This is a genomic window from Planktothrix sp. FACHB-1365 (assembly GCF_014697575.1).
Taxonomy (GTDB): domain Bacteria; phylum Cyanobacteriota; class Cyanobacteriia; order Cyanobacteriales; family Microcoleaceae; genus Planktothrix.
The window spans coordinates 207,384-225,200 of sequence record NZ_JACJSC010000004.1; the positions used below are offsets into that span (position 1 = coordinate 207,384).

Below are 17,817 nucleotides of genomic sequence, written 5' to 3' on the forward strand. Positions count from 1 at the left end.
GTTTGGTTGCAGAATGAAAAATTGTGTTATAATAGTCAATGACCTGGACTTATGCGATTGGAACGCCCAAACCTTGTCAGAACCGGAAGGTGGCAGCAATACGGGATGCTTCTGATAGGCGTAAACTCCGGGTCACTTTTTTTACACGATTTTATGGAATCTGTAATTAGTAATATTTGTTTTAGAAAGCTGGAGTAGTTATGCCGGGTTTCGGAGATCTTTTCCAAAAAGCCGTTTACTTGGGGGTGGGTTTAGCCTCCTATGCTGGCGAAAAAGCCAGTAAAACCCTAGCAGAATTACGCACGGATGCCCAGAAATTAGCCGATGAACTCGTGAAACGGGGCGAAATGACAACGGAAGAAGCCCGTCGTTTTGTGGAAGATACAATTCAGCAAGTTCAACAACCGCCAACTGAACCGCCGCTTTCATCTCCTAAGCCTGAACCCCGTCGCATTGAAATTTTAGATGATGAGGAACCCACTCCCGTCGATGAAGGGGTGGAAAAGTTAAGAAAACAGGTGCAAGATTTACAGGACGAATTGCGACGCTTACAGCAATAGTCAAGGGATAATCAAGCTCACCCCTACATAAAAATCTTACTGAATGGTTAATTCATTCGCGCTATACTAGAAATATAGTATAGCTATTTTTTGCTATATTTTATAACTTTATTCAGACAACTGGTTAATCAGTCTCATGGAAGAGTGGTCAAAAAGTATTGTAGAAGCACTAGAAACAGTGGTTTCAGACATGGAGAAATTTTTTGCAGACGTGACTGAAGAAATTAACGAAATGTTTAACGAACTCACCAAGATCTCGGAAGAAATTACCGATGAGGTACAAAATAAAATTCTTCCTGAACTTGATGAATGTATGAATGAGATCTTTGAACCCATTCGCGATATTTATTTTGATCTGGATTCAGGTCTGGATTTAGGTTTACATCATGAGGGAGAACATTTTGATCCCTTTGTCACTTATGTTCAACCCACAGAAACAGAACAACCCGCCTGTCGAGGATGCAAACATTATCACGGACAAGTTTATGGGGGAAATTTATTAGTTTGTGGAATGCACCCAACGGGAGCCGAAGGTGAAACTTGTTCTGATTGGGAAGGCGAATAGGGAATTTAGTTAATAAATTAACCGTTAATTATTAACTCTTACACTGATAACTGATAACTGATAACTGATAACTGATAACTGATAACTGATAACTGATAACTGATAACTGATAACTGATAACTGATGACTGATAACTGTATTCCTCAAATTCCACCTTCATTGCATCTACGAGCCTATCAACAGCAAGCGGTCAATAATTGGTTTGCTAACCGGGGACGGGGAACCTTAAAAATGGCAACGGGAAGCGGTAAAACCATTACAGCTTTAGCGATCGCCACAGAATTATATCAGAAAATTGGTTTACAAGCATTAATTATTGTTTGTCCTTATCGCCATTTAGTCACGCAATGGGCAAAAGAGGCGGAAAAATTTAATTTGAATCCAATTTTAGCTTTTGAAAGTGTCAGGTATTGGCAAAAAAAATTATCTACTGAATTATATCAATTAAGAGCCGGACATCAAGCGTTTTTAACGGTTATTACAACTAATTCTACCTTGATTTCCGAAGGATTTCAATCTCAACTACGTTATTTTCCTGAAAAAACATTAATGGTGGGAGATGAAGCCCATAATTTAGGAAGTCCTCGGTTAGAGGAAAGTTTACCTCGAAATATTGGCTTAAGATTAGCCCTTTCAGCTACTCCTGAACGACATTTTGATGACAATGGAACAGAGGCAATTCTTAACTATTTTGGCCCTGTTTTACAACCGGAATTAACCTTAGCAGAAGCCATTCGTCAAGGCGCATTAGTTCGCTATTTATATTATCCAATTTTAGTCGAATTAACAGAAGCAGAAAGTCGAGCTTATCATCGGTTAACGACTCGCATCGGTTGGGCGTTAATGGAGGACGAGAAAAACTGGGAAAATAATGAAACCGTTACAGCTTTATTAATTCAAAGATCTCGATTAATTGCATCAGCAACCAATAAATTAGATGCGTTACGCCAGTTAATGAAAACACGATTAAATACAACTCATACTTTATTTTATTGTGGAGATGGAAGTATAGAAACCTTAGAGGATTATTCCCCACGACAATTAGAAGCCACTGTGGAATTATTAGGGTCAGAATTGGGTTATCGGGTGAATACTTATACCGCAGAAACCCCTTTAAGTGAACGGGAAAAATTACGTCAACAATTTGAACAAGGAGAATTACAAGGATTAGTAGCAATTCGGTGTTTAGATGAAGGCGTTGATATTCCCGCCATTCAAAATGCTGTGATTTTAGCGAGTAGTTGTAATCCTCGACAATTTATTCAACGACGGGGAAGAATTTTAAGACCCCATCCGGGGAAAGAACGAGCCACGTTATTTGATATGATTGTTTTACCCCCAGATTTAGATCGAAATACCTTAGAAGTTGAACGCAATTTATTAAGAAAAGAGTTAAAACGGTTTTTAGAATTTGCCAATTTAGCCGATAATGCAGGAGAGGCGAGATTAAAATTACTTCAGTTACAAAAGCGATATGGGTTATTAGATTTATAGCAACCCCTGGCTTTCATCCTAACTTAAGTGAAATAATGACATCACTAACTTTTACCATCAGTATCATCGGATCGATCTCTGAGGCAGCAAACCCATACTTCTGATAAAAGAGCTTTGCCTCTTCCGAGATAGCATGGACAAGAATTGCTCGTATTCCCGCAATTTCAGCCGCTTGTAGCGTGCGAAGAATCGCATCTCGTAGCATAGCACGCCCGATACCTTGGTTTTGCCACTGGCGATCAACGGCCAATCTTCCGATCACCATAACCGGAATTGGATCGGGCATATTACGCCGAACTCGTCCTGTAGCAATAGTTTGAGCTACTGCGCCGTTGGCAAGACAGTAGTATGCAACGACGACTGCACCCACAGAAAGAACATAAGTGCGGGAAGCCCCTTCTAACTCATTTTTCCAAGCACGACGCTTGAGCCAGTCATCTAACTGACTGTTACCCGAATCAAAGTTATCAATTTGATGTGACGGATTTAGTTTTTCAGGAGGGCTGAGTTTGTCTCGATCTCGATCTAATCCCACGGCGATTTAGTGGTTAACAATGCTTTTAATTTCTCATTTTGCAGAGGTGGTGCATCTAACAGATCCACGAATTTCTGAAATTTACCCTCATCTAACTCAAAAAAACAGCGACTTAAAATCACATCTTGGGCTTTTTGGTAAGCTGTTTGAAGCATGAACTCTGATCGGCTTTTGCCTTGTATTTTAGCAGCTTGATCGATAAAATCCCGTTGACTCTGCTTGGCTCGGATATTGATCGTTACCTCGCGGGTTGGGCTGACTGACTCTTGAGATTCTGACTCACACATAACCGATACCTCTGTGAGAGTTAAACTAAATTGCCGATTGCTTGATTCCAGATTAACAGCTTTGTATATACATTGTCAATACATTTTCAACCTCTAATAGTCATTAGGTGACAAGCTCGATATTTTATCTTAACAACAAGCAAAGATAAATTTTTGTTAAGACTAATCAACTCTTGTCGTTTAAAACTCAGCTTTGTCGCGCTCTTTTGTCGATTTCAGATTAAAATGATCACAATTGCCATTTTACGCCCCTTAAAATGTTTAAATATTCTGAAAGTATTATTACCACTATTGCTAATGTTTTCTCTGAAAAAAAGTCTACCTACGGGGATAACATTAATCCTAAAGAAGCTCAAGATCCAATTACCGATGCTTCCCCGGAAGTTCGAGAAATTATTGAACGGGTTTTACAAGCCGAACGAGATAAATTATATATGAAAAATCCCCGTAATATTAATGATGATATTCTCAAAATTATTAAGGATGTGGTGCAATGAGATTAATTTCAATTCAACTCTGTAATTTTCGGCAATTTTATGGGAAAACCCCAGAAATTATTTTGGGTTATGGGGAGAGAAATACAACGGTTATTCATGGTAATAATGGAGCCGGAAAAACCACATTAATGAATGCGTTTACTTGGGTTTTGTATGAAAAGTTTAGTGCAGCCTTTGCCATTTCTGAACATTTAGTCAATAAACGAGCATTAAATGAATCTGAACCCGGAAAAGGGGTAGGATGTTGGGTAGAATTAATCTTTGAACATGATCATAAACGATATTTAGTCAAACGGATTTGTCGAGCGTATAAAAATGGTAGTGAGATTGAACAAACAGCCAGTCAATTATATATGCAAGTGGCGGGAGATGATGGACGCTGGGGAATGCCGCCTCACCCTCCAGAGGAAATTATTAATCGAATTTTACCCTTAAGTTTACATCAATATTTCTTTTTTGATGGAGAGCGAATTGAGCAGATTGTTAGAGATGAACGTAAAGTAGAAATTGCGGATGCAACAAAAGAGTTATTAGGAGTTGAAGTCTTAAATCGAGCTATTAAACATTTAGGGGAAGCTAAAAAATCCTTAGAAACCGATTTAGGAATGATTGGAAATCCTGAAACTAAAAAATATTTACACGAAAAGAAAAAAGCGGAACAGGAAATTGAACGTTTGTTGCAAAGACAAACTGAAATCACCCAAGAGTTAGACCACCAAAAGCAGGTAAAATCAACCTTAAGTGAGAGATTAATGGAGTTAAGTGGTGCGGCTGAATTACAACAATTACGGAATGAATTAGACCTAAAAAAACAATTACTCCGAGAACAACTGCATCAAGGTCACGTCGCTATTAATCGAGGAATTTCAACCAAAGGCTATACGGTTTTAATTCCTGAATTAACAGCAGAATTTAGAACAATATTTTCTGAAATGCGAGAACGGGGGGAGTTGAATACCGGAATTACCAAACAGTTTTTGCAGGGTTTATTAGCGGAAAAAAAATGTATTTGTGGGGCTGAATTAATCCCTGGAAATACGGGATGTGGACAAGTTGAACATTGGTTAAATCAAGCGGGAACGGCTGATATTGATGAAACAGCAATTCGGTTAAGTAGCCAAGTCGATGAATTAGATAAACAAGCGACTGAATTTTGGGACGAAATTAATCGCCAACAACTGAATATTCAAACTTATCGAGAAGAATTACAACGGATTGAAAATGAACTCGATAGCATTACCAATAAACTGAGAAAGTTTCCTGATGAGAATATTCAAGAGTTACAAAAACGGTTAGATGAAATTGAACTCAAAATTAGTGAGTTAAATCGAGAAACAGGTTCAAATCAGCAACAAATTGAGAATTTTAAAGCAACGGTTGAGAGTTTATCTCGACAAATTGATAAACAACAAATGAATGAAATTAAACAAGTATTAATGCAGCGAAGAATTGCAGCAACTCAAGATGCAATCTTACGTTTAACTGAAGTTAAAGACCGTTTAGACCAACAATTTCGCTGTCAGTTAGAAAAGCGAGTGCAAAAATTATTTAGTCAAATTTCTTTTACGCCTTATTTACCCAAATTAACGGAAAAATATGAATTAAAATTAGTGGAGACTACCGCCGGAGAGGAAGCAGAAGTCGCGGCTTCAACGGGGGAAAATCAGATTTTAAGTTTATCGTTTATTGGGGGAATTATTGATGGGGTGAGAGAATGGAGCCAAAAAAATACCTTAATGGGCCCTGATAGTAGTACCTTTCCCATTGTTATGGACTCACCTTTTGGCAGTTTAGATGAAATTTATCGCCGACAAATTGCCAATATTATTCCACAATTAGCGAATCAATTAATTGTTTTAGTCACAAAAACTCAATGGCGGGGAGAAGTCGCAGAAGAAATGGAAAAACGCATCGGACGGGAATATATTCTATCCTACAATTCTCCTAAACCTGATTGTGAGGAAGATTGGATAGAATTAGGAGGACAGCGTTATCCTTTAGTGCATCAAAGTTCCAATGAGTTTGAATATACGGAAATTTTAGAAGTGGAATATGATTTTTAAAGGAAGAAAAAATACTCAACAGGAGTTAGGAATATGGTAAGGGGATTATATTACACCACTGGTATTAATCCCTTAGTTCCTACTATTCCCTATTCCCTATTCCCTGTTCCCTATTCCCTGTTCCCTATTCCCCATTCGTAATTCGTAATTCGTAATTCATAATTCGTAATTCCCTATTCCCTGTTCCCTACTAGGAATTACTGACCAAAACGGCGGTCAATATCATCCGCAGCAGAACCCCCTCGACGGGAATTAATTCTTAAAGATTGACCATCTTTTGAAAGGTCATAAGTCAGGGGTTGAGTCGATTTAATTAAGCTTTCGCCTTCTTGCGCTAACGTTGCAGGAGGGTACTGATTCATTAACACTCTAAGCTGTTCAATTCGCTTAGGAATAGCCGGATGAGTGGTATCAAATTCAGCGCCGGATGTGCGTCCTAAAACATCCATAACTCGAATACATCCTTCCGCGTCAAACCCCGCTTTAGCAATATATTGATAGCCAACTTCATCAGCTTCAAATTCTTGTTTACGATTATTTTCAGCAAGTTTTTGTTCTAATTCTGTGGTTTTTTCTTGAACAATTTCTTTTATCCGTTCTTCTGCTTGCGCTAAACGTTGGCGACTCGCACCTTGTAACGCACTATTTCCCACGCTTCCCGCCGTCCGACCCCAACCGCCTAAAAAACCTCCCACCGTTTGCAAAACAGCCCCTCCAATTGAAGTTCCCGTTGCATCAGATTTAGCATCTTGAATTTCAGCTAAAACTTGTTCTTCGGCTTCTTTTTGAATGCGTTCTTTTAAAGCGGCTTCTTCGGCTGGCCCTAAGGCAATATGACGTTCAACATGATGTGCCATTTCATGACCAATGACACAAGCAATAGCCGAAGAATCTCCCGCTAATTGGTCTAAAATTCCTGTATAAATCGCAATTAAATTAACTTCTGTTGCAAAGGCATTAATATTATATTCATTCACAATTCCCACCCTCCAAGGGGTATTATCTAAACCATTAGCTCTGGCAATTCTTTCTACAACCCGATAAATCACATAAACATCTTCTGAAAGTTCTTCTTTCGCTTGTTTATAAAGCTCATCATTGGATGGATTTTGAGCCATTAAAACAGTTTCGGGAGTCAATGATTCCGCTAAAAGAGGTGTAGGGAAAAATAGGGTACTTAAACAGGTGAGAATGGCTAATTTTTGAGTAGATTGCAACAACGGAAACATAACCGCACCTCGGTTGACAGAACGACCAATTATCGTAAGTTTAACTCTAACACTTCTGTTTGCTTTTGTCTAGGGTAAATTGTACTTATTTTTTATGAGATATCCCTTTGACGTCAAAACGTTTACAAAATTTTATACTCAAGCTTTCATCCTAGGGTTACGCTTAAAAATCCGCAGTTGCAATGAGAGAGAAATGGACTATTTAACAGAGTGGACAGAAAGTGGCGTTGATGAAGAACTCACCCAACTTAATGTAATTCCTCTGGATGGGTATCGTCCGTTAGATTATCTTCTCTATGCTGATACCCTTCCGCGATTAAACACAGGTCGTTTATCAGAACCTATTCTTAACCGCTATAAACATCTTTATGATGGAGGTTGGTGGTGTTCTGGGATTGATATTTTGACTGGAAATCCTGATTTGTGGGGATGTTTTAAACCGATTAAACCTCGCTTAAGTTTAGATCAGAGGAAATGTATTAAATATGAACATCCTCCCAATACACCCATGGGAATTTTTGCTCTGAGAATTTCTCGAACTATTTGGGAACGCATTTCTCAAAAATATGGCGTGGAAATCAATTCCTCTGATATTCAACCCCATCAACCAGATTTAGGATTTTGGCGCTGGGTAATTTGTCATCCTGAACTACCTTTATGTATTACTGAAGGAGCTAAGAAAGCCGGTGCATTATTAACAGCCGGATATATTGCGATCGCACTTCCTGGGATTCATAGTGGCTACCGAGTTCCCCGTGATCAATATGGAAATAGAATTGCTAAACCTGCTTTAATTCAGCAGTTACAGCAGTTTGTGAATAAAAATCGGAAGATTTATATGGTCTTTGATCAAGATACTAAACCAAAAACAATTAAAGCCGTTAATTCAGCCATTCAGCAAACGGGATACTTATTAAAAGAGGCGGGATGTTCAGTTTATGTTGTCAATTGGAATCCTCAGTTGGGGAAAGGAGTTGATGACTTAATTGCAGAACAAGGACAAACAGTATTTGATCAAGCGTATGAAACAGCAACTCCCTTAGAAACCTGGAAAGCATTGTCTTATAATCGCTTAACTTATTCCCCAAATATTTACCTCAATAATCGCTATTTATCTGCGATAAAAATACCTCAATCAGCTAAATTAATCGCAATTAAATCTCCCAAAGGGACTGGAAAAACAAAAATATTAGAAACCCTAGTTCAAGATGCACTTGAAAAAAAACAATGGGTTTTAGTGATTGGTCATCGAATTCGACTCATTGAAGCGTTATGTCAACGGTTTGGATTACAATACATGAAATCTGCCGTTGAAACCCCTAATTCTGCTTTAGGGTATGGATTATGTATTGATTCATTACATCCTAATTCTAGCGTTAAATTTGAAGCAAAAGACTGGTCAAATGGACTGGTTATTTTAGATGAAGTTGAACAAGTATTATGGCATGGATTAAACTCAGAAACCTGCCAAAATCATCGAGTTTCTATTCTAAAATCCTTCAAAACTCTCCTGCAAAATGTCTTGGGAGGAAACGGTCAAGTGGTGATTTCTGATGCCGATTTAAGCGATACCGCTATTGATTATTTAACCGCCTTATCCGGTATTCATCTACAACCTTTTGTGATTCAAAATCAGTGGCGACCTTCACCCGATGAAGCGTGGACAATTTATAACTATTTAGGAAATACCCCTGACCAACTGGTGAAAGACTTAGAACAACATATTGCAGAAGGGGGGAAACCTTTTGTTTGTTTATCTGCCCAAAAATTAACAAGTCAATGGGGAACTCGTACCCTAGAAACCTATTTAAAAACTCAATTTCCAGATCGTTCTATCTTGAGAATAGATTCCGAATCTTTAGCTGACCCTACTCATCCTGCCTATGGTTCAATTGCTAACTTAAATCAAGAGCTAAAATCCTATGATATTGTGTTAGCTTCTCCCTCGATTGAAACGGGAGTTAGTATTGAAATTAAAAATCATTTTACCTCAGTTTGGGGCATATTTCAAGGGATTCAAGCGGAAAATTCTGTCCGTCAAGCATTGGGACGAATTCGAGAGAATATTCCCCGATTTATTTGGATGGCAAACCGAGGATTTAATCAAGTAGGAAATGGCGCAACTTCTATGAGTTCTTTACTCGGTAGTGGACAACGATTAACTCGCTTAAATATTCGGCTGTTGCAACAATCAGATTTTGCAGGATTAGATGATTTAGGAATGGGATTTCAATCTGAATCTTTAGTCTGTTGGGCAAAAATGGCAGTGCGATTTAATGCAGGAATGGATCATTATCGGCAAACAATTTTAACAGCGTTAGCAGGAGAAGGTCATCAGATTATTGAGGTTCCCGAAGCCCAAAAAATACCCAAAAATGCAATAAAATCGACGCAAAAATTTAAACCCAAAAATTCAGAGCGTCCAACGCTTAATGAACTTATTTTAGCGGTTAAGGATCAGAATTACCAAGCGGAAAGTTTGGCTGTGATTCATTCTATGGATTTAAGCGATTGTCAATATTATTATGTCCAAAAAAAATTAGCCAAAACTCCAGAAGAACGTCGCGCAATCCGTAAATATGAGTTAAAATTACGCTATGGGGTAGCTGTGACCTCGGATTTAATTGCTAAAGATGATCAAGGATGGTATGAACAACTCCGAATTCATTATTTCTTAACCGTAGGTCGTCCCTATTTAATGGGTCGAGATGCGTTAATTGCAAGACGGTTAATGGAACAAGGAAAGGGTAATATTTTTGCTCCAGATTTTAATCGTTCTCAGTTAGGAGCTATAATTGGAATCATGGAATTATTAGGAATTCCTGCCTTACTGAAAAATCCTGAACGGGATTTGAAAAATACCGATACTGACTTACAAACCATTACTGAAATAGCCCTTAAAGATAGAAATGCCATCAAAACGATTACAGGAATTGGACTCGCTAAAAATTCAAGTCCTATTACAATTTTACAACGTTTTTTAGATAAAATTAGTTATCGTTTAACCTGTGTTAGGGTGCAAAGTGAAGGAAAAAAACGGGTTAGAGTTTATCGGGTTCTAAATCCCCAAGATAACCGAGAACAAATCTTTCAACATTGGTTAAAATTAGAAGGTCAATATCCGGGTCAATTAGACACAACCATTCCTGAAAATAAGTTCATTTCAACTCCTTTTCAATTCACACCAGACTATATCCAACTCTCCCTGTTCAACTCTTAGTTAATCCAGAAACCGGGTTTTTACTTAAAATCTTGTTAACTATCCCCAATTTTCCGATAAAAACCCGGTTTCTTTTAGGCGACAAATCAGTTAAAATAAATAAAGTTGAGATTATTTCTGAAAATGAACACCCTATCAACTCCTAAAATTCAACCCCAAACCCTGACAAAAATTGGTGTAATTGGAGGGGGACAACTCGCTTGGATGATGGGAATGGAAGCCGCATCTTTAGGGGTTTCTTTATTTGTTCAAACCCCCCACAGCACTGACCCAGCAGTTCCTTTCTCCTCCGAAACCATTTTAGCTGCTATTGATGACCCGACAGCCACCGCAAAATTAGCAAAATATTGTGATGTTATTACTTTTGAGAATGAATTTGTTGATTTAAACGCTTTATCTAAACTTGAAGAACAGGGGGTTTGTTTTCGTCCTCGCTTACAAGCTTTATCCCTTTTATTAGATAAATATGATCAATTAAGTTATTTAGAAAAAATCGGTTTACCCGTTCCAGAATTTCAACTCTTAACCCCTGAAAATGGTAAAATCATTAATCATAATCTGGGCTATCCCGTCGTTTTAAAAGCTTGCCGTTACGGATACGATGGACAGGGAACTTTTATTATTAAAACTGCGGAGGAATTATCCCAAACCTGGGCAAAATTTAACTATCCTCCGATGTTATTACAAAAATTTGTCCCTTTTGAACGGGAATTAGCGGTTATTGCAGCGCGTTCTGTTACAGGAGATGTGGCAGTGTATCCGATAGTAGAAACAGTTCAAAAAAATCAAGTTTGTCATCGGGTTATTGCCCCAGCTAATATTAATAAAAGTATAGCAGAACAAGCAAAAACAATTGCAACAACTTTATTGAATAGTTTACAAGTCATTGGGCTATTTGGAATTGAATTGTTTTTAACATCCGAAGGGGAACTATTAGTGAATGAAATTGCACCCCGCACCCATAATTCCGGTCATTTTAGTTTAGATGCTTGTGAAACTTCGCAATTTAAACAACATTTAAGGGCAGTGAGTGGTTTACCATTAGGCAATACCGCCTTAAACTGTAGTGGGGCGGTGATGGTGAATTTATTGGGGTTTGAAACCGCTAATTCTGACTATTCTGAAAAACGCCAAAAAATAGCAGAAATTCCTAATTCCTTTATTCGTTGGTATGGAAAAACCGCATCTCGTCCCGGTCGAAAATTAGGTCATGTTACCGTATTAATTCAGACAGAAAAAAATAAAAATATAGAAGAAAAAGCCAATAAAATAGCTGATGAAATCGAATCAATTTGGTACTCGTAGGGTGCGTAAGCACCGCGCACGCACCAAAAACCCATCATTCCTCAAAAAATCTAGTCTATAAATGACTTTTCATGATATATTATTAATTATAAGGGATATTCGCACTCAGTACACATGGCGACTTCTATCTATTATATTCCTATTGAGTCATCATTAGGAATTGCTCAACATTATTTTATTTCCTCCGATGGAACCTTTGAAAATTCAATGGGTTGGGGGCCTAATGGTGTTGAATATAAAGGTAAAGGAGCAGAATTAACTCCTGAACAAGAACAACGGATTTTAGACTATCCTCAATTATTAAGTGTGATTAAGTGCGTACCCAGAGCTTACGCACCTTACAAAGTTAAGCAACTTGACAAAAATTCCCTATATTTTTCTGATGGGGTAAAGGTTTACCTTCTGCTTGATAACTCTCAATTAATAATTCAATAACCTCCTCTGCATTATTAACAGCATCTTGATAAGAATTTCCATGAGTACAAGGCTGCATAATATCCTCAAACTCAGGTAAAAATACCACCAAACATTGATCTTCCTCAGACCATTGAATAATAATGGTGTATTTCATTCTTCTGTCTCCTTATTCTTGAGTTTTTTTAAAGTATTAAGTGCCTGATTAACCTGTTTTTCTAAATAAAGTTTAGCATCATCTCCATCTTTACCCGCTATAATTATAGCTTGAGTTAAGTCCGAATGTTTCCACTTACTATGACTTCCTTTAGCAGGTAGACAGATAAACCCTGCTTTTAGGAGTAGACTTTTTAGTTCTCTAATCTTTTTGGGCATAAAATATCAGCAGCAATTAACTCCCTAACAAATCCGAGGTAACTGTTCTCCACTCAACATATCAATAATCCGTTTTGCTCCGATTGTACTTTCCATTGTAACTAAAGGGGTTGACGTTTGTTTAACAAAACCAATTAAACTCGCTTGGGGTATTTTTGCCTGTAAAATCGATAAAGTTTTTTCAATATCTTTCTCAGGAACAAACACGGCAAACCGCCCTTCATTAGCAACATAAAGGGGGTCAAATCCTAAAATTTCACAAGCTCCTTTGACTTCTTCTAATACATTAATAGCTGTTTCTTTGATTTCAATTTCAACTTTAGCAGCAGTAGCAATTTCATTTAACGTACTCGCTAAACCGCCCCGTGTTAAATCTCGTAAACAGTGAATTTCTATTCCTGCTTCTAATAACTCTAAAACCACATCTGCTACAGGTGCAGAATCACTTTCTATTGTTGTTTCAAACTCTAATCCTTCCCGCACTGCCATAATTGCAATCCCATGTCGCCCCAAATCTCCATTAATAATAACAGCATCTCCCGGTTGAACCGATAGGGGATTAATGGTTAAATGATGTTCAATTATTCCAATTCCCGATGTATTAATAAAAATGCCATCTCCCTTGCCTTTATCAACAACTTTAGTATCTCCAGTAACAATTTTAACCTGGGCTTTTTCGGCAGCTTGTTTCATCGATTGAATAATTTCCCATAGAGTTTGAATGGGTAAACCTTCTTCTAAAATAAAACCCACACTTAAATATAAAGGACGAGCACCCGCCATTGCTAAATCATTAACCGTTCCATGAACAGCCATTGAACCAATATCTCCCCCTGGAAAAAATAGAGGATTAACAACATAGGAATCCGTTGTAAACGCTATTTTATTTGCGTTTAATTGTAAGGTAGCTGCATCATGTTCCACTTGATTTGGATGCCCAAAAGTGGGTAAAAACATCTGGTCAATTAATTGACGCATGAGTTTACCCCCACCGCCATGAGCGAGTAAAATATGAGGGTATTGTTGCAGGGGAATTGGACAGGTTAAACTAAAGTCTTGATTAGATGTCATAGATAGGTTATTGATAGAATAAAGATGAATTTATAACAGAATTTAAGGAAGGGGCAGATGAAACAATTATCCCCTAAGCTTTATAAAGTTTGGCTTTATCTCATCCTTTTAATCCTAGGCTATATTTTAGCCGGATGGCTGTTAACTGCATTTCAGGTTTCCATCTGGGTTTGGGTGATAACCTTAGCCATTATCCTCTATTTAGCCAAAACAGGTTCCGAGGGCATTGTATTAGGAAGTGCTGGGGTCATAGGAATTATATTTTTTGGTGTTATTTTCCGAGTATGGCCTAAAATCTGGCCAAGAGAGATTCGGTTGCAAGACATTCCCGTTGGGTCAGGGACTCGACCTAAACCGATTATGCTTTGGCCTGTAACCTATATTTTACTGTGGTTATTCGCTATTTTACTCGTTCTAGGATTAGCATTTGCCCATAAACCCTTAAAATTTTTAGGCTTAAATCCACAACAATGTTTTTATTGTTTAACTTTCTTATCTGGGTTGTCTTTAGGAATAGGTGTGTTAATCTTTAAAAGTAGCTTATTTAATTTTATTTAGAAAAGCTACACCTAAGTAACATCCGTACAAATTCCGTATAAATTCGGATATAACACCGTATGAAATCTTCGGCTATTCACAAAGAACCCATTGATAAATTACCTTATCATGCCAAAACACCCGAACACTATATCCAACAAATTGAACCTAGTATTTTATCGGGTTTTACTCCAGAACAATTAAATGAAATTAAAAGAATATTAAATCATGCAATTCCTAAAAATTCTCCTAAAATTGTAGATTTAAGATTTAACGTTGACTTAATTCTTTCTCGATTTTATGTTGTTTTATTAGTGGGGAAAGAACGCCGAAAAATTCAACGCCATTACGTGACACGGGGCATCACAAAAGTTGGCAATTTCGTGGCTGCCATTGTTTTATTAATTACTTTAAACTTAATTGTTACTGTTTTGATCTTTTTATTCCTGTATTTAATTAAATCAGCAATTGGAATTGATTTTTTCAAAGAAAGTCATTTAATTGATAAAATCAAGACATTTTTATACTAATTTAGCTTTAAAGAAGCTACATATCTCTCTTTTATCACTAAGGGAAATGATTGAGATGAATCAATTTTAGCAAGACCTAAATAGTTAGCTTAACCGTGGACGCTAATCTTGTACAATTAACGATATCTGGTTCAAAAAAAATTATGAAAAGCTATTATAATTTCTCTCAAAACTTAACTACTGGTACAACATTTGTTACCGTCGGGGCAGCGACGGGGGCAGGAATTTATAGCACAATTGGTGGTGTGGGACTGGTGGGAAGTTTTGGGGGAATTGGGTTAGGAATGATGCCATTAATGGGTGTGGGGGCGGTGGCGGGTGCTGCAACTTATGGCGCATTTAGAGCTATTAATCAAGGGGATTCTATTGCTTGGGGTACAGTAGGATTAGGGGCAATTTCCGGCATAGGAATTTCTTCCGTTGTGGGAGGAATGGGGTTAGGATTTGCGGGAACAGGGGTAGGAATTGGCATGGGAACATTAGGAGTTTTTGGCGGAATTGTTGGGTTAGGATTATATGGAATTGCCCAATTAATTGATGCTACCGGAAGCGGAGAAACAGCATTTCAAGCCTTTGACCGGATGGAAGAACGGATTTTAGATCAGGAATTTTATACCGCCGCGTTATTAGAAGTATTGGAACTTATTCCTGAATTTCAAGAAGAAAAATTAAAACAAAAATTTAAGGATTTAGAAGTAGAGGATGAATTAAAACAGCTTAAACAAAAGATTCAAGATCCACAGAAATCATCTTCTCAAAAAGACACAAAAAAACCTAATCTTGAAAATCATAATCTTGTTCTTCGTCCCCAATCACCCGATTTAATGTGGACAGAAACACAACGTTTAGCCGGACATCAAAATTCAATTCATGCTGTGGCTTTTAGTCCTGATAGTCAAACTTTGATCAGTGCTAGTGATGATCGCAATATTCACATTTGGGATGTGAATACAGTTAAGAAAAAATATACTTGGTTTATGCCTTATGAGATGTATTCAGTTGCCATTAGTCCTAATTCAGAAGTCGTTGCTACGGGGAGTGTTAATGGTCGAATTACCCTCTGGAATTTTCAGACTCGACAACTAAATCGAACTTTATTGGATCTCAATTTTCCTGAAAAAAATATGGGAATTATTACGTCCCTCGTATTTAGTCCCGATCATCAAATTTTAATCAGTGGAAGTAGCGATAAAACCGTTAGACTTTGGTATTTTAAAACCGGACAATCTAAACGAATTTTGAACGGACATACTGATGGAGTTTGGTCTGTTGCTATCTGTTCTCAGAGTCAATTTGTAGCCAGTGGGAGTGCTGATAAAACCATTAGAATTTGGAATATTAAAACTCATGAAAATCCTATTGTTTTAACCGGACATTATAACTGGGTGACTTCGGTTTTATTCACTCCTGATGATCAAACTTTAATCAGTGCGAGTGCTGACAATACAATTAAAGTCTGGGATCTTAAAACCTATCAATTAATTCGGACATTAACCGGACATTCTGCCGCTATTTTTTCTATAGCTTTGAGTCCCAATAGTCAAATTTTGGCGAGTGGAAGTGTTGATCAAACGGTTAAATTATGGAATTGGAAAACAGGAGAATTATTGCAAACACTCTCCGGTTGTTCTCCCGTTGTGTTTAGTCCCGATGGTCAACGATTAGTTAGTGGAAGTCAAAAGGGGATTTTACAACTGTGGTATCAACAATTGAGTCTACCGGAATTAATTGAATCCGAATGTTATCAAAATTGGTGGCAAGTATTAGGGGTAAATCCCAAGGCAACACCAAATCAAGTCAAACAAGCTTATTATCAATTAGCCAAACAATATCATCCTGATTATAATATTAAATCCGAAGCGATCGCTGTTATGCAAAGAATTAATCACGCCTATGAGACTTTTTTAAATGAATGGAGTCAACAGGTGCGATCGCCATCAATAAAATGATCAATTTAACAAATATAAAGATTAGTAACTCAATCAAAAAAACAAGAATAATTATAATTTTTTAATAAAGTTAGTTGTGTACTATTACAATATAATTTAGATATTTCGCAATTTTATTTCGAGTGACTGATTATTCATGTTGCTTGTTAATCGCTCTTGATAAAGATACATAAGATCGTTAATAGCTACTTCTTTAACTTCAATTGAATTAATTAATTTAATCTGTCTAGTTGTTCCTCTAGTAATAATCCAAACTTGTTTATGATGATTATAAAATTCTTCTGTTGTTCTTCCAGATAATTCAATACTACCTTGTTTCAGTTTATTACAATAATTATTTATTTGTTCAATTTTACTGTTTTCTATATTCTGGAAATCAAGAGTACAATCATAAATAACTGCTAAATTTCCAATTTTGAAAAAACCATCAGCTTTTCCTGCTTGTCTTTCTCCTGTAAAATTATATACTGTCTCTATTCCCAATAACTTGAGTAAATAATAAGCATATTCTTCAAATTCTTTCCAGTTATTTGTTGTGATAATTTTATCAAAAAATCTCGGTGATAAATCTGAATCTAATTGTATTTGTTTATTCTGGTTATCCTTGTTAATATCTGAAATTTTATTGGGAATTAAATTATTATTTAAACTAAAAGCAATTAACTTATTCATAACTCTCTGAAATTCAAGCATTTCATCCTTAAAAATACGCATTTTGGTACTAATAAATTCATTTTCTAACTTTTTTCTTTGTGCTATTACAATATATTTAGTACCATTTTTTGATTCCTTAACCTCAAAGAAATAGTAATGGGAACTGCTAAAATATTTTTCTTCTAAAAAAATTAGATTGTTTGGCGATAAATTAGATTCTATTTGATTATTATGATAATTGTTATCAGTTTTATTAACAGAAGTGTCATTTAAAGAAAAATTAATTAGCTTATTCAAAATTCTTTGAAATTCAAGCATTTCATTTTCAAAAATACGCATTTTCGTACTAACAAATTTATTTTCTATCTTTTTTCGTTGATCGATAATAATATACTTAGAACCATTTTTTGCTTCTTTGACTTCAAAAAAATAATGATGTGAACCGCTCAAATATCTTTCTGTTAAAATAACATTCCTCTTTTCAGAAGAAAACCAATTTTCTGTCATGTTTTTTATCTCTTTATATTAGCTG

At 36.6% G+C, this 17,817-nt stretch carries 17 protein-coding genes and 1 other RNA gene; 11 read left to right on the plus strand and 7 right to left on the minus strand.

The window, feature by feature from the left end; translation table 11 throughout:
* The first annotated feature begins 40 nt into the window (after positions 1 to 40).
* The 4 genes from ffs to H6G57_RS08355 all read left to right on the plus strand — a co-directional run bounded on the left by ffs (position 41) and on the right by H6G57_RS08355 (position 2,619).
* Positions 41 to 137: signal recognition particle sRNA small type (gene ffs, locus H6G57_RS08340), an RNA gene on the plus strand.
* A gap of 63 nt (positions 138 to 200) precedes the next feature.
* Positions 201 to 560 carry a phasin family protein gene (locus tag H6G57_RS08345; protein ID WP_190517572.1) on the plus strand — a complete coding sequence of 120 codons (360 nt, stop codon included), beginning with the start codon at positions 201 to 203 and terminating at the stop codon, positions 558 to 560.
* Positions 561 to 696: 136 nt separating this feature from the next.
* Entirely contained in the window at positions 697 to 1,125 is a 429-nt protein-coding gene (locus H6G57_RS08350) for a hypothetical protein (RefSeq protein ID WP_190517574.1), read from the plus strand.
* 123 nt (positions 1,126 to 1,248) lie between these two features.
* Positions 1,249 to 2,619, plus strand: a complete 1,371-nt coding sequence (locus H6G57_RS08355) for a DNA phosphorothioation system restriction enzyme (RefSeq protein ID WP_190517576.1) — start codon at positions 1,249 to 1,251, stop codon at positions 2,617 to 2,619.
* Between the two features lie 13 nt (positions 2,620 to 2,632).
* On the opposite strand, the gene H6G57_RS29590 is transcribed toward H6G57_RS08355, so the two are convergent.
* Together H6G57_RS29590 and H6G57_RS08365 are read right to left on the minus strand one after the other, a co-directional pair.
* Positions 2,633 to 3,154 (minus strand): GNAT family N-acetyltransferase, encoded by a 522-nt coding sequence (locus H6G57_RS29590; protein ID WP_190517577.1) that lies wholly within the window; start codon positions 3,152 to 3,154, stop codon positions 2,633 to 2,635.
* A complete protein-coding gene (locus H6G57_RS08365) occupies positions 3,145 to 3,441 on the minus strand; it encodes a DUF1778 domain-containing protein (protein ID WP_190517579.1) in 297 nt (98 codons plus the stop codon). Before H6G57_RS08365 ends, H6G57_RS29590 begins: the two co-directional genes overlap by 10 nt.
* A 257-nt stretch (positions 3,442 to 3,698) precedes the next feature.
* On the opposite strand from H6G57_RS08365, the gene H6G57_RS08370 reads away from it, so the two are divergent.
* Positions 3,699 to 3,938, plus strand: a complete 240-nt coding sequence (locus H6G57_RS08370) for a hypothetical protein (protein WP_190517581.1) — start codon at positions 3,699 to 3,701, stop codon at positions 3,936 to 3,938.
* A complete protein-coding gene (locus H6G57_RS08375) occupies positions 3,935 to 6,001 on the plus strand; it encodes an AAA family ATPase (RefSeq protein ID WP_190517582.1) in 2,067 nt (688 codons plus the stop codon). Before H6G57_RS08370 ends, H6G57_RS08375 begins: the two co-directional genes overlap by 4 nt.
* A gap of 197 nt (positions 6,002 to 6,198) precedes the next feature.
* Here the strand turns inward: H6G57_RS08375 and H6G57_RS08380 are convergent, their stop codons facing one another.
* Positions 6,199 to 7,230, minus strand: coding sequence for a M48 family metalloprotease (locus tag H6G57_RS08380; RefSeq protein ID WP_199314089.1), 1,032 nt, complete (start codon positions 7,228 to 7,230; stop codon positions 6,199 to 6,201).
* A 193-nt stretch (positions 7,231 to 7,423) separates the two neighbouring features.
* Between H6G57_RS08380 and H6G57_RS08385 the strand changes: the two genes are divergently transcribed.
* Together H6G57_RS08385 and H6G57_RS08390 are read left to right on the plus strand one after the other, a co-directional pair.
* A complete protein-coding gene (locus tag H6G57_RS08385; protein WP_190517584.1) occupies positions 7,424 to 10,450 on the plus strand; it encodes a plasmid replication protein, CyRepA1 family in 3,027 nt (1,008 codons plus the stop codon).
* A 123-nt stretch (positions 10,451 to 10,573) separates the two neighbouring features.
* Positions 10,574 to 11,755, plus strand: coding sequence for a 5-(carboxyamino)imidazole ribonucleotide synthase (locus tag H6G57_RS08390; RefSeq protein ID WP_190517586.1), 1,182 nt, complete (start codon positions 10,574 to 10,576; stop codon positions 11,753 to 11,755).
* A gap of 346 nt (positions 11,756 to 12,101) precedes the next feature.
* Here H6G57_RS08390 and H6G57_RS08395 read toward each other — a convergent pair whose 3' ends face one another.
* From H6G57_RS08395 to hypE, 3 genes are read right to left on the minus strand one after another with little or no spacing between them, the layout of a single operon-like run.
* Positions 12,102 to 12,326 (minus strand): type II toxin-antitoxin system HicB family antitoxin, encoded by a 225-nt coding sequence (locus tag H6G57_RS08395; RefSeq protein WP_190517588.1) that lies wholly within the window; start codon positions 12,324 to 12,326, stop codon positions 12,102 to 12,104.
* Positions 12,323 to 12,544: a type II toxin-antitoxin system HicA family toxin gene (locus H6G57_RS08400; protein WP_190517589.1), complete on the minus strand. Its 222-nt coding sequence runs from the start codon at positions 12,542 to 12,544 to the stop codon at positions 12,323 to 12,325. The genes H6G57_RS08395 and H6G57_RS08400 overlap by 4 nt, the downstream gene beginning before the upstream one ends.
* 24 nt (positions 12,545 to 12,568) lie before the next feature.
* Complete coding sequence (gene hypE / locus H6G57_RS08405) at positions 12,569 to 13,615, minus strand: hydrogenase expression/formation protein HypE (protein WP_190517591.1); 1,047 nt, start codon at positions 13,613 to 13,615, stop codon at positions 12,569 to 12,571.
* 57 nt (positions 13,616 to 13,672) lie between these two features.
* Between hypE and H6G57_RS08410 the strand changes: the two genes are divergently transcribed.
* The 3 genes from H6G57_RS08410 to H6G57_RS08420 all read left to right on the plus strand — a co-directional run bounded on the left by H6G57_RS08410 (position 13,673) and on the right by H6G57_RS08420 (position 16,631).
* Positions 13,673 to 14,173: a hypothetical protein gene (locus tag H6G57_RS08410; protein ID WP_190517593.1), complete on the plus strand. Its 501-nt coding sequence runs from the start codon at positions 13,673 to 13,675 to the stop codon at positions 14,171 to 14,173.
* Positions 14,174 to 14,232: 59 nt separating this feature from the next.
* Entirely contained in the window at positions 14,233 to 14,682 is a 450-nt protein-coding gene (locus H6G57_RS08415) for a hypothetical protein (protein WP_199314095.1), read from the plus strand.
* 143 nt (positions 14,683 to 14,825) lie between these two features.
* Positions 14,826 to 16,631 (plus strand): DnaJ domain-containing protein, encoded by a 1,806-nt coding sequence (locus H6G57_RS08420; protein ID WP_190517594.1) that lies wholly within the window; start codon positions 14,826 to 14,828, stop codon positions 16,629 to 16,631.
* A 96-nt stretch (positions 16,632 to 16,727) separates the two neighbouring features.
* Here the strand turns inward: H6G57_RS08420 and H6G57_RS08425 are convergent, their stop codons facing one another.
* Positions 16,728 to 17,792 (minus strand): hypothetical protein, encoded by a 1,065-nt coding sequence (locus tag H6G57_RS08425; protein WP_199314096.1) that lies wholly within the window; start codon positions 17,790 to 17,792, stop codon positions 16,728 to 16,730.
* Positions 17,793 to 17,817: the final 25 nt, after the last annotated feature.